At 35.1% G+C, this 26,170-nt stretch carries 29 protein-coding genes; 1 reads left to right on the plus strand and 28 read right to left on the minus strand.

Annotated elements, in window-relative coordinates; translation table 11 throughout:
- The first annotated feature begins 117 nt into the window (after positions 1–117).
- Positions 118–795, plus strand: a complete 678-nt coding sequence (locus tag BN2390_RS08245; RefSeq protein ID WP_053983875.1) for a Crp/Fnr family transcriptional regulator — start codon at positions 118–120, stop codon at positions 793–795.
- Positions 796–810: 15 nt separating this feature from the next.
- On the opposite strand, the gene BN2390_RS08250 is transcribed toward BN2390_RS08245, so the two are convergent.
- From BN2390_RS08250 to frr, 28 genes are all read right to left on the minus strand, one after another.
- Complete coding sequence (locus tag BN2390_RS08250; protein WP_053983876.1) at positions 811–1,194, minus strand: hypothetical protein; 384 nt, start codon at positions 1,192–1,194, stop codon at positions 811–813.
- 227 nt (positions 1,195–1,421) lie between these two features.
- Positions 1,422–2,306, minus strand: a complete 885-nt coding sequence (gene rbsK, locus BN2390_RS08255; protein WP_053983877.1) for a ribokinase — start codon at positions 2,304–2,306, stop codon at positions 1,422–1,424.
- Between the two features lie 160 nt (positions 2,307–2,466).
- Positions 2,467–3,390, minus strand: a complete 924-nt coding sequence (locus BN2390_RS08260; RefSeq protein WP_053983878.1) for a nucleoside hydrolase — start codon at positions 3,388–3,390, stop codon at positions 2,467–2,469.
- 92 nt (positions 3,391–3,482) lie between these two features.
- A complete protein-coding gene (locus BN2390_RS21685; RefSeq protein WP_154668808.1) occupies positions 3,483–3,659 on the minus strand; it encodes a hypothetical protein in 177 nt (58 codons plus the stop codon).
- Positions 3,660–3,808: 149 nt separating this feature from the next.
- Positions 3,809–4,393 (minus strand): hypothetical protein, encoded by a 585-nt coding sequence (locus tag BN2390_RS08265; protein WP_053983879.1) that lies wholly within the window; start codon positions 4,391–4,393, stop codon positions 3,809–3,811.
- Positions 4,394–4,461: 68 nt separating this feature from the next.
- On the minus strand, positions 4,462–5,847 hold the full coding sequence (locus BN2390_RS08270; protein ID WP_053983880.1) for a stalk domain-containing protein: 1,386 nt from the start codon (positions 5,845–5,847) through the stop codon (positions 4,462–4,464).
- Between the two features lie 151 nt (positions 5,848–5,998).
- Positions 5,999–6,430, minus strand: coding sequence for a DUF1893 domain-containing protein (locus tag BN2390_RS08275; RefSeq protein ID WP_053983881.1), 432 nt, complete (start codon positions 6,428–6,430; stop codon positions 5,999–6,001).
- Positions 6,431–6,736: 306 nt separating this feature from the next.
- Positions 6,737–8,128, minus strand: coding sequence for an NCS2 family permease (locus BN2390_RS08280; RefSeq protein ID WP_053983882.1), 1,392 nt, complete (start codon positions 8,126–8,128; stop codon positions 6,737–6,739).
- Positions 8,129–8,263: 135 nt separating this feature from the next.
- Positions 8,264–8,836: a GNAT family N-acetyltransferase gene (locus BN2390_RS08285; RefSeq protein WP_053983883.1), complete on the minus strand. Its 573-nt coding sequence runs from the start codon at positions 8,834–8,836 to the stop codon at positions 8,264–8,266.
- A 54-nt stretch (positions 8,837–8,890) separates the two neighbouring features.
- Positions 8,891–9,187 (minus strand): AzlD domain-containing protein, encoded by a 297-nt coding sequence (locus BN2390_RS08290; protein ID WP_053983884.1) that lies wholly within the window; start codon positions 9,185–9,187, stop codon positions 8,891–8,893.
- A complete protein-coding gene (locus tag BN2390_RS08295; protein ID WP_053983885.1) occupies positions 9,187–9,894 on the minus strand; it encodes an AzlC family ABC transporter permease in 708 nt (235 codons plus the stop codon). The genes BN2390_RS08290 and BN2390_RS08295 overlap by 1 nt, the downstream gene beginning before the upstream one ends.
- Before the next feature lie 154 nt (positions 9,895–10,048).
- Positions 10,049–12,181, minus strand: coding sequence for a polyribonucleotide nucleotidyltransferase (locus BN2390_RS08300; protein ID WP_053983886.1), 2,133 nt, complete (start codon positions 12,179–12,181; stop codon positions 10,049–10,051).
- Positions 12,182–12,343: 162 nt separating this feature from the next.
- Positions 12,344–12,607: a 30S ribosomal protein S15 gene (gene rpsO / locus BN2390_RS08305; RefSeq protein ID WP_053983887.1), complete on the minus strand. Its 264-nt coding sequence runs from the start codon at positions 12,605–12,607 to the stop codon at positions 12,344–12,346.
- Between the two features lie 119 nt (positions 12,608–12,726).
- Entirely contained in the window at positions 12,727–13,656 is a 930-nt protein-coding gene (locus tag BN2390_RS08310) for a bifunctional riboflavin kinase/FAD synthetase (protein WP_053983888.1), read from the minus strand.
- A 43-nt stretch (positions 13,657–13,699) separates the two neighbouring features.
- A complete protein-coding gene (truB, locus tag BN2390_RS08315; RefSeq protein ID WP_053983889.1) occupies positions 13,700–14,590 on the minus strand; it encodes a tRNA pseudouridine(55) synthase TruB in 891 nt (296 codons plus the stop codon).
- A gap of 13 nt (positions 14,591–14,603) precedes the next feature.
- Complete coding sequence (locus BN2390_RS08320; protein WP_053983890.1) at positions 14,604–15,554, minus strand: DHH family phosphoesterase; 951 nt, start codon at positions 15,552–15,554, stop codon at positions 14,604–14,606.
- A gap of 4 nt (positions 15,555–15,558) precedes the next feature.
- On the minus strand, positions 15,559–15,912 hold the full coding sequence (gene rbfA / locus BN2390_RS08325) for a 30S ribosome-binding factor RbfA (protein ID WP_053983891.1): 354 nt from the start codon (positions 15,910–15,912) through the stop codon (positions 15,559–15,561).
- A gap of 15 nt (positions 15,913–15,927) precedes the next feature.
- Positions 15,928–18,135: a translation initiation factor IF-2 gene (gene infB, locus BN2390_RS08330; protein WP_053983892.1), complete on the minus strand. Its 2,208-nt coding sequence runs from the start codon at positions 18,133–18,135 to the stop codon at positions 15,928–15,930.
- 27 nt (positions 18,136–18,162) lie between these two features.
- On the minus strand, positions 18,163–18,474 hold the full coding sequence (locus BN2390_RS08335) for a L7Ae/L30e/S12e/Gadd45 family ribosomal protein (RefSeq protein WP_053983893.1): 312 nt from the start codon (positions 18,472–18,474) through the stop codon (positions 18,163–18,165).
- Positions 18,467–18,736, minus strand: a complete 270-nt coding sequence (gene rnpM, locus BN2390_RS08340; RefSeq protein WP_053986290.1) for an RNase P modulator RnpM — start codon at positions 18,734–18,736, stop codon at positions 18,467–18,469. Before rnpM ends, BN2390_RS08335 begins: the two co-directional genes overlap by 8 nt.
- Before the next feature lie 2 nt (positions 18,737–18,738).
- Positions 18,739–19,878 (minus strand): transcription termination factor NusA, encoded by a 1,140-nt coding sequence (gene nusA, locus BN2390_RS08345; RefSeq protein WP_053983894.1) that lies wholly within the window; start codon positions 19,876–19,878, stop codon positions 18,739–18,741.
- A 24-nt stretch (positions 19,879–19,902) separates the two neighbouring features.
- On the minus strand, positions 19,903–20,367 hold the full coding sequence (locus BN2390_RS08350) for a ribosome maturation factor RimP (protein ID WP_053983895.1): 465 nt from the start codon (positions 20,365–20,367) through the stop codon (positions 19,903–19,905).
- Between the two features lie 371 nt (positions 20,368–20,738).
- On the minus strand, positions 20,739–21,794 hold the full coding sequence (gene ispG, locus BN2390_RS08355) for a flavodoxin-dependent (E)-4-hydroxy-3-methylbut-2-enyl-diphosphate synthase (protein ID WP_053983896.1): 1,056 nt from the start codon (positions 21,792–21,794) through the stop codon (positions 20,739–20,741).
- On the minus strand, positions 21,794–22,822 hold the full coding sequence (locus BN2390_RS08360; RefSeq protein ID WP_053983897.1) for a M50 family metallopeptidase: 1,029 nt from the start codon (positions 22,820–22,822) through the stop codon (positions 21,794–21,796). Before BN2390_RS08360 ends, ispG begins: the two co-directional genes overlap by 1 nt.
- Complete coding sequence (locus BN2390_RS08365) at positions 22,819–23,982, minus strand: 1-deoxy-D-xylulose-5-phosphate reductoisomerase (protein WP_053983898.1); 1,164 nt, start codon at positions 23,980–23,982, stop codon at positions 22,819–22,821. The genes BN2390_RS08360 and BN2390_RS08365 overlap by 4 nt, the downstream gene beginning before the upstream one ends.
- A 34-nt stretch (positions 23,983–24,016) precedes the next feature.
- Complete coding sequence (locus BN2390_RS08370) at positions 24,017–24,832, minus strand: phosphatidate cytidylyltransferase (RefSeq protein WP_053983899.1); 816 nt, start codon at positions 24,830–24,832, stop codon at positions 24,017–24,019.
- Positions 24,833–24,843: 11 nt separating this feature from the next.
- Positions 24,844–25,554, minus strand: coding sequence for an isoprenyl transferase (locus BN2390_RS08375; protein ID WP_053983900.1), 711 nt, complete (start codon positions 25,552–25,554; stop codon positions 24,844–24,846).
- Between the two features lie 54 nt (positions 25,555–25,608).
- Complete coding sequence (frr, locus tag BN2390_RS08380; protein WP_053983901.1) at positions 25,609–26,163, minus strand: ribosome recycling factor; 555 nt, start codon at positions 26,161–26,163, stop codon at positions 25,609–25,611.
- Positions 26,164–26,170 lie beyond the last annotated feature (7 nt).

The raw sequence follows: 26,170 nt of genomic DNA on the forward strand, positions 1-26,170 counted from the left end.
GATAGTTTTAAAATTTTATTTGTGCATTGTATGCAACCTATTTATTCAAAACAAAACGTATGCTATATTTTTATTTTGTTAATTTATTTTCAACATCTTTACCTCAGGAGGTATGCTATGAAACAACTTGACCATGAACATTTTCAAATTCTCTGTAATGCAGGTACGCTTCAAAAACTCCCCAAAGGCCATATCTTTTATGATGGTTACGATAATCTTGATGCCATCTACTGCCTAACTGATGGCCTTTGCGCCTTGATGAGCCTTAAAGATTCTGGCAAAGAACATATTTATCATTATCTCAAACCAGGTTCTATCATTGGTTTTACTCCAGCCTTTTTAGAATATACTCATGAACAAGATACAACTTCTGAAGCTTACTTTCTTCTTAAAGCCAAAAGTAACTGCACGGTATATCGTCTTGAAAAAGAGCGTATTTTTGAACTCATGCAAACTTATCCACAAATCTTAAAATTTATTATGCTTTCCATGGCTAATACTTCTAGAAATTTGCTTAAACATTTCTATACCGCTCAAGAAAGTAATGCGGCTTCAAAAATTGCCTTTACCTTGCTCTCTCTTGCAGAAGAAGTAAATGGTGATTTTATATTACATAAAGAATTTAACTATCCTGAGCTTTCTAAGTACTTAGGCATTCATCATATTACCGTAGCTAGAATTATTGGTAGTTTTAAAGATGAGGGTATTATAAAAAAATTAGGCCACTCCATCAAAATTCTTGATCAAGAGGCCCTTATGGATTATGCTCAAAATAAAAAAATCCTTCAATATTAAAAAAGTCCTCAAAGCTTAACAGCTTAAGGACTTTTTTAATTGTATGTAGTCTGCTCCTGCAAAGAGAACTATTGCTATAATGGTTACCAGTATATCATATCCATCAAATGGACTATTTAAAAACAGATCATGAACAATTTCAGATCCTAATGCCCCTATAAAAATACATCCAAGAGTTATCATCATAGATTTTAACGTAAATGCTTTTTTATAATAGGTTTCATACACTTGACAAACACAACTAGCAAAGAACCATACTGCTGCAAAGTTTGGCATCACACCTAGTATAAAACCCACTCCACTTATTGCGCTTACACTCGTCTCTCTTAAAAAAATGGTCACCGCCCATAAGAGTATCCCTATAATCCCTAACACTTGTGTTAACTTTATATCCTTCATTTAATCTCCCCTTCTACATTCTTTTTTGGTTTTTTATAAGTTCTAAAGCTTTGCCCCTTACTTTGTATCCCTCTATACAACGCTATAAATCCAATGCATTCGTTTATATCTAAGTCTTACCTATGCTTTTTAGATGTCACAATATTTTTATATACTTTTATAAAATATCATATTTAATTAGATATTTCAATTTTATATTTTGGCCTTTTTGTGAGGTATCTTTTTACTTATTTTACATTGTTTCTATAAGCTTTTATTTGTTCTAAAGTTGGCATACCACCTTGTGCACTTAATTGGGTTACAGACAGGCCCGCTGCCAAGTTTGCAAAATCAATAGCCTCCCTTAATCCTGTTCCCTGTGCTAATTGATATGCAAGTGCACCATTAAAGGTATCTCCTGCACCTGTTGTATCTACTACTTCCATCTTATAAGCAGGTACATTAACCACTTCTTTCCCATCATAAAAGCTTACCCCTTGTGCACCCTGGGTAACAATTAATTTATTGGGATACTTTTTAAGACATGCTTCAAGAGATTCTTCTTCTCCAAATAATATTTTGCATTCATGCTCATTAGGTGTTAAGTACGTACATTGTTCAATAAGTGCTTTGGGTAAGACCTGTGCTGGTGCTGGATTTAGAATAAGTGGAATGCCTTTTTTAGACGTCATTTCTCCTAAATAGCATACAGCCTCTAACGGAATCTCTAACTGGGTAACAACTAAATCAGCTGCTTCTATTATCTTACGATTGGCTTCTATATAGTCTACTGTTACCGATTGATTGGCTCCTGGTACAACAATGATACTATTATCTTGTTCACTGAGTGTAATAACAGCTACACCATTTGGTCCCTCTACTTGCTTAAGATACGCAAGTTCTAAGCCCTCTTTTTGAAGCACCTCATACATTAACTTACCATTCGTATCCTCTCCAATACATCCAAGCATTGCACATGTTTCGCCTAACCTTCCAATAGCTACTGCTTGATTGGCACCTTTTCCTCCAGGGAATGTATGAAAATCACGTCCTGATAAGGTTTCACCTTTTTCCGGTCTTCTCTCTACTTCCACAACTAAATCTATATTTAAACTACCTACCACTACAATCATGTTTAATCTCCTTTTGCATTTCATCTGCTTTATTTTTGTCCTTTTACGTGATTTATATTTTATCATACTTCATCACTCTTCATTTAAAGTCTATTGGGATTTAATAAAGTTCATAAGAAAAAGCTGATAACCTTCAACGTCTATCAGCCCTTCTTTATATTTAATACTTTAACATTTCTTCAAGTAAATGAATAAATCTAGGGGTATCAACCGCTATAGCTACCTCTACATTAGGCTGCTTCCTGGTTACATGTTCTAAGTCTATACGTGTTTGTCCTCTGTACTTTTCATCGTGTATCTCTACCTCACCATAACAGGCTGTATACGTTAATAATGGGGGACAAATCACGCTAGCTACAGCTAATGCATCATGAAGCATAACTGTATCCTTTCCCATTTGCTTACTGAGTTGTTGTAAAAAATGTAGTAACTGCTTCACAACCTCTTTATAAGGATGTTCATATTCGAATAACTTATTCATGTTGGTTTCATTTAAAACACCTTTTGTTGTTACATCTAATCCTACCATTTTGAGAGGAATTCCTGACTCGAATACGATCTGAGCAGCTAGTGGATCTGCCCATATATTAAATTCTGCAAAAGGTGTACGATTTCCTCTTCCAGTGGAGCCACCCATAAATGTAATTGTCTTAACATGTTGAAATAAATCAGGATACTTTTTTAGCGCCTTGGCAAGATTAGTTAACGGCCCTAGTGCAATAATTTCTAATTCACCCTTTAAACTTACTGCTTTTTCATAGATAAAGTCCCATGCGTACTGCTCAATACATTTCTGATTAGATTGTGGTAATTTAACACCACCTAACCCACCTTCTCCATGAAAAGCTTCTGCACTTTCAAGTGAATGTCCTAAAGGTGATCGTGCACCGCGTATAACAGGTGCTTCTAATTCTAGGAATTCAACAATATTTAAAGCATTTTGTGTAACCTTATCACTTCCTAAATTTCCTGCTACGGTTGTAATCCCTTCTATCTTTAATTGTGGATTTTGTTTTGCTAGCATAAGTGCTACAAAATCATCTACTCCTGGATCGGTATCTATGATCACTGATAGGACCTTCATTATCTTTTCCTCTTTCTTATCTTAATTGAATTTATCTTTAAGCACTTCATTCTTTTCATTGTATCTTTTTATTCTCTATTCTATCACTTTTTTTATACATTCGTCCAATCATTTCCCTGTGCTAAAACGCCCATATAAGCATACCACATTTGATTGGCTTCTTCTTTTGAAATATTCTTTTTACACGCTAAATAATCTCTTAGCTTATAGGCTTTTAACATAGAATGAATATAATAGGTCACAAATTCTTTTAATCTACACTTAATCATGATCCCATCTCCTCTATTTTCCATATTAATAGCTATTACATGATTTCTTGTTCTAGACCAAAAATCTTCTTGTCTCCATTAAATTTTCTAATTTCTAACTCATAGAATAAGGACTTAAGTAAATGATCTCACTTACTTAAGTCCTCATCTTATCCTATACTTTCAACTAAATCCATCATTTCTTGTTCATTTAATGCCTCTTGGCTCCTTATGGAGTAAGTATAAGTACCGTCTGTCCATACTGCTAAATAAATACCACTAGAATCACCTTTTAATGTAACCTCATCCCATTTACTATCCACATCTTCTTCTAGTGGATAATCCGTATAATCTCCACTGATGTCCTGTGTACCTTCAGCCATACGATAAGTGATTTCATTGGTAGAACTTGCATATACCACTTGTGCTATATGCCCATCTATAGTTGAAAAACTACTCCTCATATAGTCACTCGGAATAATAGGTAACTTTAATGTGAAAGGTAATGCAGCCTCAAGTTCTTCTAACGTTGCGTATTCTATAATAGGATTTGGCATACTTATAGGCATTTCTACTACTCTTTCAACAGGTTCTTCATCTACTACTACATCTATACTTTCTGATTGCTCATTCTCTACTACTTCACTTTCTTCTTTTTGTGAAGCTTGTGTCATACTTCTGAAAACAAGACCAGCTATCAAAATACTTCCTAATCCTAGTCCAGATTGCATTGATTGTTGACTATGACGTTGCATTTTGAGACCTCCATGATGTTTGATACCATCAATATATGCTGTCTTTTTCCAATTTGCTCCTAAAAATTCTATTTCTTATAAATAGATGTTCTTACTGGTAGCATCTCTTCTACCCATTCATTGGTTTCTCTGTCATAGAACTTCGTATCTGAATTCACTGCAAAAGGTATGCCTGCCTCTATTAATTGTTCACTCATATATGTTGCAAAGACTACTTGTTCATGAATCGTATAATCATTTCCATCATTATAGTTACCTGGCATCCAAGCACCTACCCATGTTGGTATACCTGTTGATTGTTGCCATTCAAGTGCTAAATCAATCTTTTCATTGATAAGTGCTTTTTCTTCTTCTGTTCCTATGGCCCATAGCTTACGCTCATTGGTCTTACTCGGTCCTGAAGCATAAAAATGCCATTGGGCCATTAAGTAGCCATTATAATCTGTTGGTATGTTAAGTTCACTTAGATACGCCGCATCCGAACGCAATCGTGGTGAAATCATAATAATCCTTGTTGGATTTGTTTGACGAATCGCTGTTACAATACGTTCATAAATTTTATTTAATTTCTCTGGTTGCTTATTCAGTGTATCTGTTGCTTCAATAAGTAAATCAAAGGAAAGAAGATGAGAAACATCTTTATAACGTTCGGCAACTGTTTCCCACCACTTTACCACCTTTTTAATATTCTTCTCACTCGGTTCATTTTTAAATTCATCTGCTTGATATGCAATGATAGGTATTAAACCTACTTCAAGACAATCTTCTATCTGTTGATCTAAGCTTTTAAAGAGTTCTTCATCTGCTTCATCTTTTACTCTAATGCGTACATGGCTAACACCTGCAGCTTTAAAGTCTTGTGCAGCTTGTTTATTATAAGACTTACGTCCTTGTTCCGTTTTAGACCAGTCTACATCCATCCCTTTTCCTAATAACCCTTGATAACGCCATGGATCAATTGGACCTTCTGCTTCTTGTTTATTTGTAATATAAGTAATCCCATTTTCAAAGTTCACTTCACAACCTAGATTTTCTGTTACAAATCGTAAAGGTACATAAGTTCTATCATTTCTTAAACTTGCTGTCGTGGAATATACAGGCACCCCCTCTCTCTCATCAATATATACTTGTTTGCCATTGATGGTTGCCTCTGGGCTTCCTATTTGTAGAGATATATGGTTATTACCATCCTCTACTGTTACTCTTCCTGCTAAAGCATCCCATCCTGTTTTATACCCTAACCTTTCTGCCATAAGACGTAGCGGTACATGTGTACGTCCCTCTATGGTTATAGGTACACCTGTTGTAGCATCAAACTCTACTTTGACACCCTCTACAACAATATCCCCTGGCAAAGGTTGTCCATAAACCCTATACTGCTGATTTAAAAGTATTGTAGCACCAAGTAACCCACAGGCTACCTTCTTATGTATAAGCATTCTATTTCCTCGCACTATTGCCTCCTAAAATTTGCTGTTTACCTTTTTATTTGAAACTTTTTTCGAACTTAATTTTATATCTATCTTTATATTATTTCTTGTATTTACTCTCACTAATTTATTTATCTTTATATCTTATTTGCATTTACTCACTCCTTTTTATGCTCTAAGCTATACCTAACCTTCTTTTTACAAACTGATTAATAATCTTAAAAGCTTCTTGTTCAACACCTACTTGCTCAAGTGCCGCTTCCATCGGACATTGACCATCTTTTGTACGATTTAAAATATAAGGTACAACTTCATCATAATGTACTGTCATTGCATAACGGCTCAATACTTCTAGTGCTGTCTTGCTAATGACTTTGGTATAAACATTGCTTACACCTAAGTAAATCAGTAAATAAGCTACTGCGCGTCCTACCATTTTATCAGCTACTTCTAATGTTCCTTCTGGAAGGCTTTCACACTCTGTTATATAACGCCATAAAGGCAAAACACCCTTTTCATAAGAGTTCATAATCATTTGTCCATTTTCAAAAAGTATACAACTTGCTTCTTGTTCATTCAATAATGTCTTAAGTGCTTCACGTGTCATCCTTATCTCCTTATTCTATAGCTATGCTCTTGCATCTATATTTTTTTCTTATACTATATACTCTACTCTAATCTTTTAATGTTTTCTATACTCTTTTTATAAATAAATCTGATTTACTGCAACACCACTCCTTTAACAATCCTATCCTCTAAAAGATTGATTCTACTCAATGCATAAAGCCCCTACAGCAGATCTATTTGCTCTAGGGGCTTACTCATACTCTATTTTACAAGTTAATAAATACTTATTTCATGTAGTTTAATCTATGATTTTTAATTATTATATCGTTAATCTATTCATCTATTTTTACATAAATGCTTGAATCACCATATTTAAGATAAACAACAGGGTTACAATATACATAATAGGATGTATTTTTTTAGCTTTACCTTTAACTACCATACAAATACAATAGCAAATAAATCCTATTGCGATACCATTAGTAATACTACCTGTAAATGCCATAAAAATGAATGTAAAGAAAGCTGGTGCTGCAACCTCAAATTCATGCCATGCTATTTTTGCTAAAGATTCACTCATCATAATACCCACTACAATAAGGGCTGGTGCTGTAGCCGCTGCAGGCACAATGCCTACTATCGGACTAATAAAGATAGAAAGTAAAAATAAACAAGCTACCACAACAGAAGTTAATCCCGTCTTACCACCTACACTAATACCTGCCGCACTTTCTACATAGGTAGTTGTATTACTTGTTCCTAAAAGTGCACCAATAGAAGTTGCTGTTGCATCCGCAAAAAGCGCTCTTTCAAGTTTAGAAGAAAAACTATGACCTTTTTTAAAGACCTCTTCATCTTTTTCATCAAAAATACCAGCTTTACGTCCTGTTCCTAAAAATGTACCTATCGTATCAAATGTATCAGATAAAGACAAAGCAAAAATTGTTGAAAAAACTAAAAAGAATTTACCAGGTTCACTAAATAATCCTGCAAAATCTAGTTTTAAGAAAGTTGGTGCTATACTTGGTATTTCAAAACTCATACCACTTAAATTTCCTACTTGTGTTACACCCATAAATATACCTATAATCGTTGTACCTAAAATGCCCCATAAGATTGCCCCATTAACCTTAAGGAGTAATAAAATAATCGTTAATACAAGACCAATTAATGCAAGCAACGCAATAGGATCGGTGAAGTTTGTTAATCCATGTTGTACATTAATATAAATACTAGAATCTCCGCTCGTTATGCAATCTGATGCACTGGCAGAAAAGGTAATAAAATGTGCTTGCTTAAGCCCAATATAAGTAATAAAAAGTCCAATTCCCGCAGAAATAGCATATTGTAAAGAGGTTGGAATCGCATTGATAATCATTTTTCGTACTTTTGTCACCGTAATGACAATATTAATAAGCCCACATATAAAGACCATTGCTAATGCCTGTTGCCAAGTGAATCCTAAACCAAACACAATTGTAAAGGTAAACATTGCATTAAGTCCCATCCCTGGTGCTTGCGCAAAAGGTACATTAGCAACTAATCCCATTACTAAGGTTCCTATAACCGCTGCCAAAATGGTGGCCATAAAGACAGCTTTTTGATCCATACCCGTTTGAGATAAAATCATAGGGTTAACAAATAGAATATAAGCCATAGTCAAATAAGTGGTTATTCCTGCAAAAATCTCTGTCTTTACTGTTGTACCATTTTCTTTAAGCTTAAAAAACCTCTCCATAATATCCCTCCAATCTCTATTCACTTCATATATATTGAAAGTGTTATCGGTTTAGACCGTAAGGACAACTTGTTAAACTAAATTTTTTACAAATTTACAAAATAAAAAAGGCCGCTGCTTATCTGCAACAACCTTCTACTTTCGTATCATACAATATTGTACCATATTTTCATAACTAATCTCTTTTACTGTTTCAAACTCAAAATGTCTATATAAATTAATATTCTTTGCATTTTGTGTCTCTAATGTAAGTGGCAAGTTTCTAAGCTTGGCTTCTTGTATTGCATAATCCACAAGTGCCTTTGCTTTTCCAAGTCCACGATATTCTCTTTGAACAGCTAATAAGTCCAAATGTATGTAGTTCCCTTCTACATTATGATGAATCCATTCGGACGATAAGTGATGAACTGTTTTTAACATACGATAAACATCACGTACTTTAACATATCGTAAAAAATCTGTTAACCTTAATGAAGCCAAAAATAAATCTTTGTAATAAAGTGATTTACTTTTGAAGCGTTCTTCATAATAAATATAGGCTACAGCTGTCATATCTTCTGAATTTGTCACTAACTCACCATATTTACCTAATACATCTAAATACATCTTAAAGAAAACTTCTAAAGCCTCTAACCTTGTTTTATCATCGGGAAAGATATAAACATAAAGAGGATCATCATAAAACGCATCCGCAAATAAATGTGCCATACGTTTTCTAGTTAAGTTGTTTTGTTTAATCCTAATTAAAATAACATTCACCTTCTAAAATAGATTCATAATATAGACTGCAATAACAGCCACAATAGACACTTGAAGTAAACTTCCACCCAAATACGCAAGGCCTATGCTTATCCCTGCACCTACTATACCACTTAATAAGCTTCCTGTCGAATTAAAAATAGCTGGAAAAGTCATTGCAGCTAAAACAGTATAGGGCACATAGTATAAAAAGGATTGCACAAATTTGGACTGTATTTTCTTTTTCATTAAGATTAGGGGAATAACTCTTGGTAAATAGGTTACAAGAGCCATCACTCCAATCGCTAATAATATGTACATTATGTAAAATCCTCCTCATTAATTGGAAATAACCATGCCCCTATACCACTTCCTATAATGGTAATAAAGATAATCTTCCAACCATTCGTTAATTGCCTAATAAAAGGCATAAAATGGAATAATAAACTCAACCCGATTGTCAAAAGCACGACATAGCATACTGCCTTAGCTTTCTTCATACCTGGTATAATAAGGGCGATAAACATAGCATATAAAGCGATTCCCATAGCTTGTTGAATACTCATTGGTAGTAAAGATGATGCATAGGCACCACAAAACGTACCTAATGCCCATCCTATATAAGGTCCTACAATAATCCCTAACATATGTAAAAAAGGTATTTCTTTTTTCTCAAGTGACGCAAGTGCAAACGTTTCATCTGTAATTCCAAAAGCTAAAATTAATTTTTTTCCTAGTCTCATAGGAGCAAGTTTCTGGCTAATGGCAAGGGACATCAGCATATAGCGAATGTTAATCACAAATGTAGTTACAGCAATCTCTAAAAGAGGCCCACTTATAAGCATTAATTGAGTACCTGCAAATTGTCCTGCTGATGTAAAGTTTGTCATGGAAATGAGGACAGCCATAAGAGGACTTAATCCCCCTGAGGCTGCCATAATTCCAAATGTAAATGATACTGGAAAATAGCCTAATGCTATTGGCATAGCCTTTCTAAGTCCCGAAGTAAAGCGTTCTTTATTATCCATTTTTCTACTCCCCAAAGTAAATATGGCCTTTTCATTAGTTTATTTTAAGACAGAATAGAGGGCTGTCGCAAGCTCACTACATCAAGTGAACTTTTTACAACAGCCCTATATTGTACAACTATCCTACTCTATGCTAAAGTTTAATACTTTATGCCTATTTTTCTTCTGTAACAGTTTCTTCACGTTTAGGTTTTTCAAGTAAAACTTTTCTTGAAAGATTGATACGACCTTGTTTGTCAATTTCAATAACTTTAACTTGAATCATATCACCTACAGCTACCACATCTTCAACTTTTTCTACACGTTCATGTGCAAGCTGAGAAATGTGTACAAGGCCTTCTTTACCTGGTAAAAGTTCTACAAAAGCACCAAAGTTCATAAGTCTTACAACTTTACCGTTGTATACTTCTCCTGCTTCGATATCTTTTGCGATCCCTTGAATGATTTCAATTGCACGAGCAGTTTTATCTGCATCTGTACCACAGATAAATACGCGTCCATCATCTTCAATATCAATTTTAACGCCTGTTTCATCAATGATTTTATTAATCATTTTACCTTTTGGTCCGATTACTTCACTAATCTTTTCTGGGTTAATTGTGATTTGAATAATTTGTGGTGCATACTCAGAAAGTTCTGTACGTGGTGCAGCAATAGCAGGTGTCATAATCTCATCTAAGATATATAAACGGCCTTTTCTTGTTTGTTCAAATGCTTGACGAATAATTTCTGGTGTTAACCCTTGGATTTTCATATCCATTTGAATAGCTGTAATCCCTTTATGTGTTCCACCTACTTTAAAGTCCATATCTCCAAAGAAGTCTTCTAACCCTTGGATATCTGTAAGCATTACGAAATCTTCATCTGACTCACCTGTTACAAGACCTACTGAAATACCTGCAACTGCTGATTTAAGTGGTACACCTGCTGCCATAAGAGAAAGTGATGAACCACAAATACTTGCTTGAGAAGTAGAACCATTTGAGCTTAATACTTCTGATACAGTACGAATTGCATATGGGAATTCATGTTCTGATGGTAATACTGGTAAAAGTGCACGTTCTGCAAGGGCACCATGACCTACTTCACGACGGCCTGGTGCACGTGGTGAACGGGCTTCACCTACTGAGTAAGGTGGGAAGTTATAGTGGTGCATATAACGTTTAGATACTTCTAATTCATCTAAACCATCTAACGTTTGTGTATCTGCTAAAGGTCCAAGTGTTGTAAGTGTTAATACTTGTGTTTGCCCTCTAGTAAACATACCTGATCCGTGTACACGTGGAATTAAATCGATATCAGCTGCAAGTGGACGAATTTCGTCTAATGCACGACCATCTGGACGTTTATGTTCTTTTAAGATCATACGACGTACTGTTTTCTTTTCGAAGTTGTAGAACACTTCACCAAGCTGAGCTAAATGTTCTTCTTTACCTTCTGCTGTTAATTTTTCAATGATTTCATCTTTAATTGCTTTAAGTTGTGTTTCACGAACTTGTTTATCATCTGTAAATACAGCAGTTTCCATACGTTCATCACCAATCATTGCAATGATTTCGTTTTGAATATCTGCTGGTACTGTACATGTTGTATAATTCTCTTTTTTAGCTTTACCACAGTCAGCTTTAATCTCGTTAATAAATTGAACGATTTCTTGGTTTACTGCATGTGCTTTCATAATTGCATCAAACATAAGATCTTCTGCTACTTCATTTGCTCCAGCTTCAATCATCATAACTTTTGTACTACTTGATGAAACAGTTAAAGCAAGGTCACTTACTTCTCTTTGAGCTGAAGTTGGGTTGATGATGAGTTCTCCATCTACTAAACCAACTTGTACAGAACCTACTGGACCTGCAAATGGAATATCTGAAATATCTACAACAAGTGAAGCTGCAATCATAGCTGTTACTTCTGGACTACAATCTTGGTCTACAGACATAACAGTTGTTGTAATAACAACATCATTACGGTAATCTTTTGGGAAAAGTGGACGCATTGGACGGTCAATAACACGTGATGTAAGAATCGCACGTTCTGATGGACGTCCCTCACGTTTAATGTATCCTCCTGGAATTCTTCCTACTGCATAGAACTTTTCTTCATAGTTTACACTAAGAGGGAAAAAGTCAATCCCTTCTTTTGGTTCATCACTTGCTACTACTGTAGCTAAAATAGTTGTTTCACCATAACTTACTAATGCACTACCATTTGCAAGACCAGCCATTTTGCCGATTTCCACTTTAAGTGGTCTACCTGCTAATGTAGTTGAATAATTTTTTACCATAACAATACCCCTTTCGATTATCTTGAGGCATCTCACATCGCTTGCGCAATCTTATAAATCTTTAAGCACTTAAAGATTTGTAACATTGCACAATAAGTATGCGTCTGCCTCATTAGTATTACAAAAAAGGGCGGAAACCTCCGCCCTGTCCTGTCAAAGTTATTATTTTCTGATTCCTAATTCTTTGATGATTGCACGGTATCTTTCGATGTCTGTTCTGATTAAGTAATCTAAAAGACCTCTTCTTTTACCGATCATTAAGAATAAACCACGACGTGAATGGTGGTCTTTTTTGTGTGTACGTAAGTGATCTGTTAAGTGGTTGATTCTTTCTGTAAGAAGTGCGATTTGTACTTCTGGAGAACCAGTATCGTTAGCAGTTCTTGCGTATTTTTGCATAAGTTCTTGTTTGAATTCTTTAGTCATTGTGACTTCCTCCTAAGTTTGTAAGTGTTCCATTTACTAAGATAAAGGTCGGAGTGTCCAAAATCTGAGTAATGGTCTAAATCCTTAAATAGTATAGCATACAGGGTGTAGCTTGTAAACTACTTCCTCATTTTCGCTAAAAAATTTCTCACTACTTTTGTATCTGCAGCTATTTGATTTGAAAGTTCTTCAATTCCAGCAAATTTCTTTTCAGGTCGGATAAAGCAATGGAAGGAAACTTCTATCTCCACACCATATAAATCTCCTTCAAAATCCATAAGATGTGTCTCTATCATCTTCACATTGCCACCTACTGTTGGATTATATCCTACATTAGTTATTCCCATATATACATGATTATATACCTTCACTGTTGTAGCATATACACCATTTGGTGGATGAATACGATCTGGGTCTGCAATAATGTTTAAAGTCGGAAATCCAATTGTACGTCCTAACTTCTTACCATGTACAACAGTTCCAATGATTGTATAGGGGTGTCCCAATAAGTCCTCAGCTTCTTCCATCTTACCTTCACTAATAAGACTTCGAATATGTGTACTTGATATAACTTCCCCTTCTATTTTAACGGTATCTACTACAATAATTTCCACATCGTACTTCTCACCAAGACCACGCATACAAGTTACATTACCAGCTTTACCTTTACCAAAGAAATAATTACTTCCTATAACAATAGCACGTGCATGTAACTTATCAACAAGTACCTCTTTAAAAAATTCCTCTGGACTAATTGATGCAAAAGATTTAGTAAATGGATATTCAATAAAAACATCCATTCCTTCCTCTTTAATCTTATGTTTGCGATCTTGTCTTGACATAACAAGAGGCTTTGGTTGATTTCCAAGCACCCATGTAGGATGTGGATAAAAGGAAAGTGCAACTGCTAAAAGATTCTTGGCTTTTGCTAAGTCTTTAGCTACTTGCAAAAGTTTTTGATGTCCTTTATGTACACCATCAAAATTTCCTAAAACAACTACACTTTCACTTCCAAGTTCTAGTGTTGTTTCCCCACACTTATATTGCACAGTCCCACCTCCTTTTGGTACCATCATGTACCTTTAAAATGAACTACATAAAGTTTCTTTCCATTGTTAATTGTTGTTTACCCTCATTGATCGTATAAAGACCTATAAATTTCCCCTCATTATCATAAACACGCATGAAGTCTACTGGTTCTTTTGGTAACGCAACAGCTGCTTTAAAGCTTAGTGGATTACCATTATACAATATTTTATTATAGTCTTCTTTAATCGTTACTTCAGGATATTTTTTAAATAACGCTTCTATTGTATGCATATAAGGTGTAATTTCTTCTTTATAGGTCTCAAGTTGTTTAAGAGTAATGCTATCTTCAAGCATATACTGTCCTACCCTGGTTCTTAGAAGGGTCTCCATATAGGCACCGCACCCTAATTTTTTACCTATATCTGTACAAAGTGTGCGAATATACGTACCTTTAGAACAATCTACGCGAATTTTAAAAGCTGTTTCATCTATCCATTCTATGACATCACATTGTATAATAGTCACTTCACGACTAGGGCGATCTATAACTATTCCTTTACGCGCCAATTCATAAAGGCGTACTCCATTTACTTTAATTGCTGAGTACATGGGTGGAGTTTGAGTATATGATCCTTCAAAACTTTTAACAACTTCTAGGATTTGTTCCTTTGTTACTTGAACAGGAAAGGTTTCTAAAATTTCACCTGACGCATCTTCTGTTGTTGTGTATGCACCTAAACGTACAGTTGCTTCGTAGCATTTATCTGCATCTGTTAAATAGGGAACAACTTTGGTTGCTTTGCCAATACAAATTGGAAGTACACCTTCTGCATCAGGATCTAGTGTACCAGTATGTCCAATCTTACGTTCACGCAAAATGCCACGTGCTTTAGCTACAACGTCATGAGAAGTGAATCCCTTTTCTTTGTAAATATTAATGATACCACTTTGCATAAACATCCTCTTTCTAGCTATTCATCATTTCTTTTAATTTATCTTTTACAAGGTGGGCTGCTCCTTCTAAAGTACCATCAATTGTGGCACCAGCAGCTAAGATGTGACCACCTCCACCAAACTGAGCACAAAAGCTAGCTACATCATAAGGTGGATTTGCACGCATGCTTAACTTATAACTGCTTTCACCTTTTGGGTAAATAAAGGCCATAACCTCTATTCCCTCAATATTTTTAAGATAGCTTACTACACCATCTACATCTTCTTTAGTAGCTCCACTTTTTACAAGTTCATCTTGTGATAATGTTGCAAGATAAATACCCTTTTCATCTAAGCATTCTAAATGACTCACTGCCATGCCTTGTAACTTAACTGTTGCAAGGGACTTCTCATGAATAAGTTTACGATATATTGCTGGTGCATCAAAATCTAATTCAATGAGTTTAGCTGCTGCTAAATGGGTACTAGGTGCTGTACAATTATGCATAAAACCACCAGTATCTGTTACAAGCCCTGTATAAAGTGCTTGTCCAAGAGGTACATTTATTTCTAAACCTAATGCACAAACTAATTGATAAACGACTTCACATGTTGAAGAAGCCTCTTTTTCTACTATATTATATGCACCATAAAATGTGTTTGTCATATGATGATCAATATTAATGGTTGTATGTGCGTCCTTAAAATAAGCTTTGTAACCTACTAACCTATCAACATCTCCACAATCTAGTGCAATAAATGTATCTACTGATTGTTCTAAGCTGGTTGCCCAATTACAAGTTTCTATTAAGTAACTTAACTTCTTAATAGGTTCTTCTAATAAAATAGTATAAGGTTTATCCATTAAAGCACAAATTTGTCCCATAGCCACCATAGCCCCGATGGCATCACCATCGGGGTTAGTATGTGCACTTATTGTTAGATGCTTTGCTGCTTTAATGGTTTCAATAACTTGACTAAACATAGTCTTAGTTATGACCTTTTATTGCATCATCAATCATCTTAGACATTTTCATACCATAAGCGATTGTTTCATCTAATTTGAAAATAAGTTGTGGTGTATTACGTAAATTAATGCGTCTTGCAATTTCTTTGCGTAAGAAGCCACCTGCTGCATTGAGTCCAGCAATTGCTTCTTCTTTTTTGTCTTCTTGTAAAACACTAATAAAGACTTTAGCAAATTTTAAATCATTTGTTGTTTCTACGTCCATAACAGAAACCATAGCACCTGATACACGAGGGTCTTTAATTTCTGAACGAACAATTTCTGAAAGTTCTTTGCGAATTTCTTCGTTTATCTTAATGATACGTTGACTAGCCATTTAATTCTCCACTTCCTATCTTGGAACTTCTTCCATAATGAAGGCTTCTGCAATGTCGCCTTCTTTAATGTCATTGAAACGTTCAAACATAAGACCACATTCGTATCCAGTATTAACTTCTTTAACGTCATCTTTAAAACGTTTTAATGATGCAAGCTTACCTTCATAAACTACGATACCGTCACGGACAATACGTACACCACTATGACGTCCTACTTTACCATCTAATACGTATCCACCTGCAACTGTACCTACACCAGATACTTTGAATGTTTGACGTACTTCAATATGTCCTGTTACTTTTTCTACGAATTCAGGATCAAGCATACCTTTCATCGCTGATTTAATATCTTCAATCGCATTGTAGATAACACGGTAAAGACGAATATCAACTTCTTCACGGTCTGCAATTGCTTTTGTTGCAGTATCAGGTCTTACGTTGAAACCAATGATGATCGCACCTGATGCAGATGCAAGCATTAAGTCAGATTCTGTGATTGCCCCAACAGCACCGTGGATAATACGAATACGTACTTCTTCATTTGAAAGACGTTCTAAACTTTGTTTTACTGCTTCAACAGAACCTTGTACGTCTGCTTTAACAATAAGATTAAGTTCTTTCATTTGTCCTTCTTGGATTTGGTTATAAAGGTCATCTAAAGATACTTTTTGTTGTGATTGTCCAAGGATTTGAAGTCTACCTTGAGCTTTTACTTTATCAGCTGCTTGACGTGCTTGTTTATCGCTATTTGCTACATAGAACATATCACCAGCTACTGGCACCTCAGATAAACCTAAGATTTCTACTGGTGTAGAAGGACCTGCTTTTTTCACTTGACGACCTTTGTCATCTACCATCGCACGAATACGACCATATGCACATCCAGCTACAATAGGATCTCCTACTTTAAGCGTACCGCGTTGTACAAGTACAGTTGCAACTGGTCCACGACCTTTATCAAGCTGTGCTTCAACAATTGTACCACGTGCTTTACAGTTAGGATTTGCTTTATAGTTGTTCATTTCTGCAACTAAAAGTACCATTTCAAGAAGGTTATCAAGACCTTCTCCTTTAACAGCTGATACTGGTACACAGATTGTGTCACCGCCCCAGTCTTCTACTAAAAGTCCTTGATCAGCAAGTTCTTGTTTAACACGGTCAGGGTTTGCACCTTGTTTATCCATTTTGTTGATTGCAACAATAATTTCAACACCTGCTGCACGTGCATGGTTAATCGCTTCAATTGTTTGAGGCATAACACCATCATCTGCAGCAACAACTAAGATTGCAATATCTGTTACTTGAGCACCACGCATACGCATTGCTGTGAAAGCCTCATGCCCTGGTGTATCAAGGAAAGTGATTTTCTTACCATTTAATGTAACTGTTGAAGCACCAATATGTTGTGTAATACCACCTGCTTCTCTTGTTGTTACGTGTGTTGAACGAATTGCATCAAGAAGAGATGTTTTACCATGGTCAACGTGTCCCATTACTACTACTACTGGAGGTCTTGCTTCTAAATCTTCTTCTTTATCTTCAACTTCTTTAAAGATTTCTTCTAGTAAATCTTTTTCTTCTTCTAATTCTACAATAATATCAAATTCTTCTGCTACTTGTGCTGCAAGTTCAAAGTCGATTTCTTGATTAATTGTAGCCATTTTACCTTTTTTCATAAGGTTTTTAATAAGTTCAATTGCTGCCATATTCATTTTGTCAGCTAAATCACGAATACTAATATTCGCAGGGATTTCGATTACTTTAATATCTTCGTTTAAGTTTTTGTTTTCATTATCAAAATTTTGTTGTCCCATATTTCCTGCCTTTTCTAACTTTTTATTTTTATTTTTCTTTTTATTCTTACCTTTAGTAGATTTAACTTGATGCGTTAAATCTGGCCTGGTGCGTTCCTTAGTAGTTCGCGGATCGGCTATTTGTGTTGATTGTTGTAATGGCTCTTCTTGCTTTTTCAAAGTTTCTTTAGCCTTTTCAAGTTCAGATAATGTAGGTGTGGGTGGCTTAATGACTTCTTCAGATTCAACTTTTTTTTCATTAGTAGGTTCTTCTTGTGCATAGTATTCCATGATTAGATTCACTTCATCCTCTTGCAATGAACTCATATGGCTATGTACTTCAAAACCATATTCTTTTAATTTATCAAGTATCTCTTTTGTACTTATATCAAGTTGTTTCGCGATTTCATATACTCTCACTTTTGACATGAATCCACCTCCATAAACTTTTACATGTTATCCATCACTTTTAATCATCTCAGTTATCTTCTCCGCTAGTTTTTCATCTTTTATTCCAATAACAACTCGGGTTTCTTTACCTAACATACGTCCAAGTTCATTGCGATCGCCCCATACAAAAAATGGAATCTGACGATAGCTACATTTATCAGTAAATAATTTTAAAGTATTTTTTGAAGCATCTTCTGTCACTATAACAAGTTTTACCTGTTCACTCAGTACTGCTTGTTTAACAGCAAATTCACCTGAAATCAGATGTCTTGCTTTTTGACAAAGACCAATAAGTTGATAGATTCTAGGATTATTCATTTGCTTCAAACTCTTTTCTAAGTTGGTTATAAATTTCTTTGTCTACACTTGTTTTATATGAGCGTTCTAGCCCCTTATTTTTTTCAGCTTGGGTGAGACAATCGATGTTTTTACAGATATAAGCCCCTCTTCCAGCTTTTTTACCTGTAAAATCAAGTGAAAAGTTTCCTTCACTGTCTCTGACAATACGTATCATTTCACGTTTATCTTTCATTTCACCGCAACCTGTGCATTTACGTAAAGGAATTTTTTTCGCTTTCATCATTAGAATTCTTCACCCTCACTTGGTTCTGGTTGACTTTTAATATCTATTTTCCATCCTGTTAATTTAGCAGCAAGACGAACATTTTGACCGCCTTTACCGATTGCTAAAGTTAAAATGTTTTCTGGAACAATAACTTTTGCACTTCTTTCTGTTCCACGCTCTGTTTCAATTTCTTCTAAAGCAACTTCTAAAACTTTTGCTGGGCTAAGTGCTGCTTCAATAAACTCTTTTGGTTCTTCACTCCAACGTACAACGTCGATTTTCTCTCCGTTAAGCTCTTCTACTACTAAGCTAATACGTTTACCTTTTTCACCTACACATGCACCTACTGGATCTACATTAGGATCATTTGAGTGTACAGCAATTTTTGTACGTGAACCAGCTTCTCTTGCGATACTCTTAATCACAACTGTACCTTCTTTAATCTCTACAACTTCTTGCTCAAAAAGACGTTTTACAAGGTCTGGATGTGTACGAGATACAATAACTTGTGCCCCACCTTTTTGTTTACCATCTGGACGTTGCTCATTTTTATTAAAGTCTTTTACGTTAAGTAAGTAGAATGCTTTTTGTGGAAGGCCTTCTTGTTCTCCCATTATATCTTCAAATGTTTCATTTGGAATAGATTCTGTTAATGGTAATGAAGCTTCAGTGTGGTCAAGTTGGATAATAAATCCATTTTTATCTTTTCTTAATACTTGACCTTTAACAAGGTCATTAAGTCTAACACTATATTCATTATAGACCATTTCACGTTCAGCTTCTTTGATTTTTTGAATAACAACTTGTTTTGCATTTTGTGCAGCAATACGTCCAAAGTTTCTTGGTGTAATTTCAACATCTACAACGTCATCTACATCAATAATTGGGTTGATTTTTTTAGCATCTGATACACTAATTTCTGCAATGTCAACAAGTACATCTTCATCTTCTACTACACGTTTAACAGAGTAAACTTTTACGTCACCTGTTTGCTCATTAATGTCCACACGGATTACTGGTTTAACAGGTCCTACGTTACCAAAATGCTTTTTACAAGCAGCTTCAATAGATTGACGAATCGCATCAAATAATTTATCTCTATTAATTCCTTTTGACTTAGCAATCTGATCAATTGCTAACATAAAATCTTGATTCATTATAATCCTCCTATAATAAGCTATTTAGAATAAAATAGCCAATCTTACTACAACTACATTTTTCATTGGAATTTCAATTGTTTCCCCTTCTTCATCGCAAATAGTTAAAAGCTCATCTGTTTTGCTTATAAGTTCACCTTGAAGAGTTTTTTGTTTATTAATAGGGGTGTAGAGTTTAACATCTACTACTTCACCATTAAAGCGTTCAAAATCTTTGTCTTTTTTAATTACACGATCAAGGCCAGGAGAACTTACTTCTAACATATAAGCTGGCTCAATAATATCTTTTTCATCTAAGACTGGTTCAATCGCACGGCTAGTTACTTTACAATCTTCAATTGTTATGCCGCCTTCTTTATCAATATAGATACGAAGATAGAAGGTTGGTCCTTCTTTTACAAACTCCACATCTACAAGCTCATAATTGAATTCTGCAAGTATAGGCTCAAGATATTTAGTTACTTCATCGACTATTTGTTTTTTGTTCATACCAATCATCCTCTCATACAAATAGTTTGACTTATTCTTAATGAACTATTCATTTTGTTAAGAAAAGTTCACCTAAGCATATAGAAAGAGTGGGCGATTAACCCACTCTTTCACGTCACAATAATATATACTACAAAAAGTATATACCTTTTTTATGTAAAAATCAAGACTCTATTCAAAATAAAGTCTTGTATGAAAACATGCTGAACCCCTGTATCTTCTTAAGAAATTCACTCATCATCCTCATTTAGATGCCAAAGAGGTAGGTCAATGTATGGTTCACATCTTCCTACCTCTTTAATCTTTTCTTTCTCAATCTATACTCTAAATTTATACTCTAGACTTCTCTTTAAAGTCCTAAAATCTAAATACTAAAGTAATTCTTCTAATTCTTGCATAAAGTTTTCGATTAGGCTTTCCTCTGAAACTTTACGGATTATTTCACCTTTTTTAAAGATTAGGCCCTCACCTTTTCCACCTGCTATACCAATATCTGCTTCTTTAGCTTCACCTGGTCCATTAACTACACAGCCCATTACAGCAATACGAAGTGGTTTCTTAATATGTGCTGTACGTCTTTCAACTTCTGTTGCAAGTCCTATAAGATCTACATTGGTTCTTCCACAAGTTGGGCAAGAAATAATTTCAACCCCAAAATGGCGAAGTTCTAATGATTGAAGTACAGTCTTTGCACATCTAATTTCTTCTACTGGATCATCTGAAAGAGATACACGAATCGTATCACCTATTCCACGAGAAAGTATAGCACCAAGTCCTGCTGAAGATTTAACAGTACCTTTATAAAGCGTACCTGATTCAGTAATACCTACATGGAGTGGGTAAGCGTATTTTTCAGCAAAAAGTGTATAAGCTTCTATGGCTAAAGGTACTGTAGAGGCTTTCAAAGATACGACAATATCCTGGAAGTTCATTTCTTCTAAAATATCAATATGTTTTTTTGCACTTTCTACCATAGCCTCTGCACATACTTTACCATATTTCTCAAGCAATCCTTTTTCTACTGATCCTGAGTTTACGCCAATACGAATAGGAATCTGATGTGCCTTTGCACTTTCTACAACTTTACGTACTTTATCTTCATCACCTATATTCCCTGGATTAATACGTAATTTATTAATACCGTTTTCAATAGCCATAAGCGCTAAACGATAATCAAAGTGAATATCTGCAACCAATGGAATATGAATACGTTTAACAACCTGCTCAATACTTTTAGCTGCTGCTTCATCTGGAACAGCAACACGTACGATTTCACAGCCTGCTTCTTCTAGTTTAAGAATTTGTGCAACTGTAGCATCTATATCATGTGTTTTTGTATTAGTCATAGATTGGATGGCAATAGGTGCACCTCCACCAACTTTAACTTGACCAATTTGAATTTGTCTTGTTTGTTCTCTTGTATACATTATCCAAACACCCTTCTTAAATCATTAAAGAGTACGAAAACCATAAGTACCATTAGAAGAATAAATCCAATAGTATGTACCATCCCCTCTTTTTCAGGATCTACTGGTTTACGTCTAATCATTTCAATAATTGTAAAGACAATACGTCCTCCATCTAAGGCTGGTAAAGGCAATAGATTAAAGACTGCTAAGTTAGCTGAAAGTAAACCTGCTAAATTGACAATGGTCATAATAGCGGTCATCATCCCTTGTTTCATACCCTCATTCCACATATCAGAACTAATCTGCACAACACCTACAATACCTGCTAATTCTTGAACGGGTACTTCACCTGTAATGAGCATAATAAAAGTCTGGAATATTTGAACCACAACCATTACACTATCTCTTAATCCGCCCCAAACAATATCTACAAATGAAGCTGCTGCTTTACCTGGTCTAAACCCATACATATAACGTCCATCTTCTACTTGTTTAGGTTCAATGGTTAAAGTTTTTTCTGCTTTATTACTTTCAATAACTTGGAAAGTATGAGCGTCTGCTGATGTGCCTAATTGCTCTTTAATGGCAACAAAATCTTTTGTTTTATTGCCGTTAATAGCAACAATCATATCCCCTTCTTTAAGTCCTGCTTCATACGCTGGAGAGTTAGGTTCAACAAAAGATACTGTATTACTTGCAGTGCCTGTATAACCAATAATGGATGCAAAAATCACCCATGCAAGTAAAAAGTTCATGACTGCACCTGCAATAAAGATAATAAATTTTTGCCAAGGCTTCTTACTCATCATAGAATCTTCTTCGTAAGAATCTCCGCCTTCACCTTCTATAGCACAAAATCCTCCTAGAGGAAGTGCACGTATAGAATAAAGTGTATCTCCTTTTTGGATACCAAATAATTTTGGCCCCATTCCGATGGCAAACTCGTTTACACGCACTTTAAAAAAGCGTGCCGCTAAAAAATGTCCTAATTCATGGATTAAAACAATAAGGGCAAACATTAACACAATCATAATGATCTTACTCATTGTTTTTGTACCTCCTGTCTACTCATTACTCTCGCCCATTCATCTATCCCTATGATTTCATCAAGGCTTGGTCTATTTATACATATGTGACGAGCCATGACTTCATGAATAATTTGCGGAATTTGTAAGAAGGTAATCTGTTTTTTTAAGAAGGCATCTACTGCTACTTCATTGGCTGCATTAAGTACAGCTGGCATGGTTCCCCCAACCATTAAAGCATCATATGCCAGTTGCAAACATGGGAATAAATCTTTTTTAGGTGGATCAAACGTAAGCTTACTTACTTTTGTAAAATCTAATGGATGAACACAAGATGTAGGTTTGCGTTCTGGGTAATATAAAGCATAAGCAATCGGATGCATCATATTAGGTAGTCCAAGCTGTGCCATTGTCGACCCATCTTTGTATTCTACCATAGAATGAATGATACTTTCACGATGAACAATCACATCAATTTGTTCTGGTGTAACATCAAAAAGATGTTTTGCTTCTATTACTTCTAGGCCTTTATTCATCAAACTTGCAGAATCAATAGTAATTTTGCTACCCATGCTCCAGTTTGGATGTTTCAAAGCTGCTTCTACAGTAACATCTTGGAGCATTTCTTTTGTATAGTCTCTAAATGGCCCACCAGATGCAGTCAAAATCAATTTAGAAATAGATTGATGCTCATTTCCTCTTAGACATTGAAAAATAGCACTATGCTCACTATCTACGGGTAAAATAGAAACTTGATGTGCCTTTGCAGCTCCCATTACCAACTCACCCGCTGTAACAAGTGTTTCTTTATTCGCAAGTGCAATGACTTTACCTTTCTTTATTGCTTCAATAGTTGGCAATAGCCCTATCATGCCTACTACAGCTGTCAGCACAGTGTCTGCTTCCTCCATAGTGGCTACCGCAATAAGTCCTTCCATTCCAGCTAGAACTTCTACCTTAATACCTTGTGCTCTAACACGTTCTTGAAGCTCTAATGCTTTTTTTTCATCCATAACACATACTAAACGTGGATGAAACATTTTAATTTGCTCTTCAAGTAAATCAATATTATGATGTACAGTCAGGCCTACTACCTCTAAAGAGGGGTCATTGGCTACTACCTCTAGTGTCTGCGTTCCAATTGAACCTGTGGAACCTAAAAGCGCAATTTTCTTTGTCATCTCTTGGTTAACTCCTCTTCTTCTAATATTGCTTTTAAGCAATCATTTTAAGCCCTGCTACAAATTCTAATGTAATTGCTATAAATGGGGCTACAAACAAAATACTATCAAAACGATCTAATACCCCACCATGCCCTGGAAAAATATATCCAAAATCTTTTACATCTAATGTACGCTTAATAGCTGATGCTGCTAGATCACCAAATTGAGAAAGTATAGCACTTACAAATACAATGCCCATGATAAAAATCATTTTTTCTTCCATCATTGGATATGCAAATTGGGTATACATCCATGTGTAAATCCATGCAATAACTGCAGCACCAATAGCACCTCCAACAGCACCTTCAACGGTCTTCTTAGGGCTTAATACAGGTGCCAACTTATGCTTGCCACATAACATCCCTGTAAAGTATGCACATGTATCACTTCCCCATGCACTAATAAAGACAAGCCATACTAGAAAATCTCCATATTCTGCCCCACGAATCATAATAATAAAGCTAATAAGAAGTCCTACATATAATGGTGCAAATAAGGTAAGTGCAATATCTACAATATTGTGTTTTGGATACGTTACAACCATAGCAATGAGCAATATCATTAATGTGCCACTTATAAATATACCAAAGTGTCTCATTATCCACTCATAAGCAACAAAAAATACAATCAGTACAATATAGCCTATCCACGTTATAGGTTTGTATTTTTTCTCTATAACTTGATAAAACTCATGTACGCCAATAAGTGCTACGATACATCCTACAATCCCTAAGATAGGATTTCCTAAGGCCATTAGTAAAATAACAAAAGGTATTCCTATTACAGCTGTTAATACTCGTTTAAGCACAGCATTTCCTCCTATTCGCTTTTACCAAATCGTCTTTTTCTATTACTATATTCTAGTAATGCTTGTTCAAACTCTTTAACTGTAAAGTCTGGCCATAAACATGATGTAAAATAAAATTCACTATAAGCAAGCTGCCATGGTAAATAGTTACTTGTTCGCATTTCTCCACTTGTACGAATCATAAGGTCTGGATCAGGTATACCTGCAGTATCTAAAAATTGTTCATAGTATTCTTCATTAATATCAGCTGCTGTAAGTCCATCTCTTTGCATCGCTTCTATCATCCTACGACTAGCACGTATAAGTTCATCACGGCCTCCATAGTTAATTGCAATATTAATGCAAATTCCTTTTTTATCTTTTGTCAGTGACTCTAATTCATTAATTTGTTTTTGTATATCACTTGGTAGTCCATAACGATCCCCAATCACATGGAAACATGCATTCTTACGTTTAGCATCTTTGATATGTTGTTTCAAATATTGTCGAAGTAAATTCATAAGTCCTTCTACTTCATCTTGAGGTCTTTTCCAATTTTCTGTAGAAAAAGCATACAATGTAACATATTCTATACCTAAGTCTTCTGCATGCTGTGTAATTTTCTTGACAACTTCTGTACCCTTTTTATGACCTTCATTGCGAGATAACCCCTTTTCTTTAGCCCATCTCCCATTTCCGTCCATAATAATCGCAACGTGTTTCGGTAATTTCGACTTTTCCATCCTTACGCCTCCTTAATAAAACAAAAACCCCTCATATTGAGGAGTTTTAAATGATTAAACAGATAAAATTTCTTTATTTTTGTTCTCAATATGGCGATCAATTTCTGATACAAATTTATCTGTTAATTTTTGCACACCATCTTCTACTGATTTTAATTCATCTTCAGTGATTTCATTTGCTTTTTGAGCTTTTTTGAAAGCATCTATTGCATCGCGACGAATATTACGGATTGCAACTTTTGCATTTTCCCCTTTTTTCTTTGTTTCTTTTGTAAGTTCTTTACGACGATCTTCTGTAAGTTCAGGGAAAACAAGACGAATAACTTTACCATCATTTGAAGGGTTGATACCAAGATCAGATTCATTAATAGCTTTTTCAATAAGTTTAAGCATTGTACCATCCCATGGTTGGATAACAAGCATACGTGCTTCTGGAATACTCACGTTACCTACTTGTACAACTGGTGTTGGAGTACCATAGTAATCTACACTGATACGATCTAATACATGTGGATTTGCTCTTCCGACTCTAATAGTGTTAAATTCGTCTAAAAGGGTATTGACTGTTTTTTGCATTTTTTCTTCGTAAGTTTTAAGTTGTTGACTCATAAAATAT

Origin of the sequence: Niameybacter massiliensis, from assembly GCF_001282685.1 — a bacterium.
Taxonomy (GTDB): domain Bacteria; phylum Bacillota; class Clostridia; order Lachnospirales; family Cellulosilyticaceae; genus Holtiella; species Holtiella tumoricola.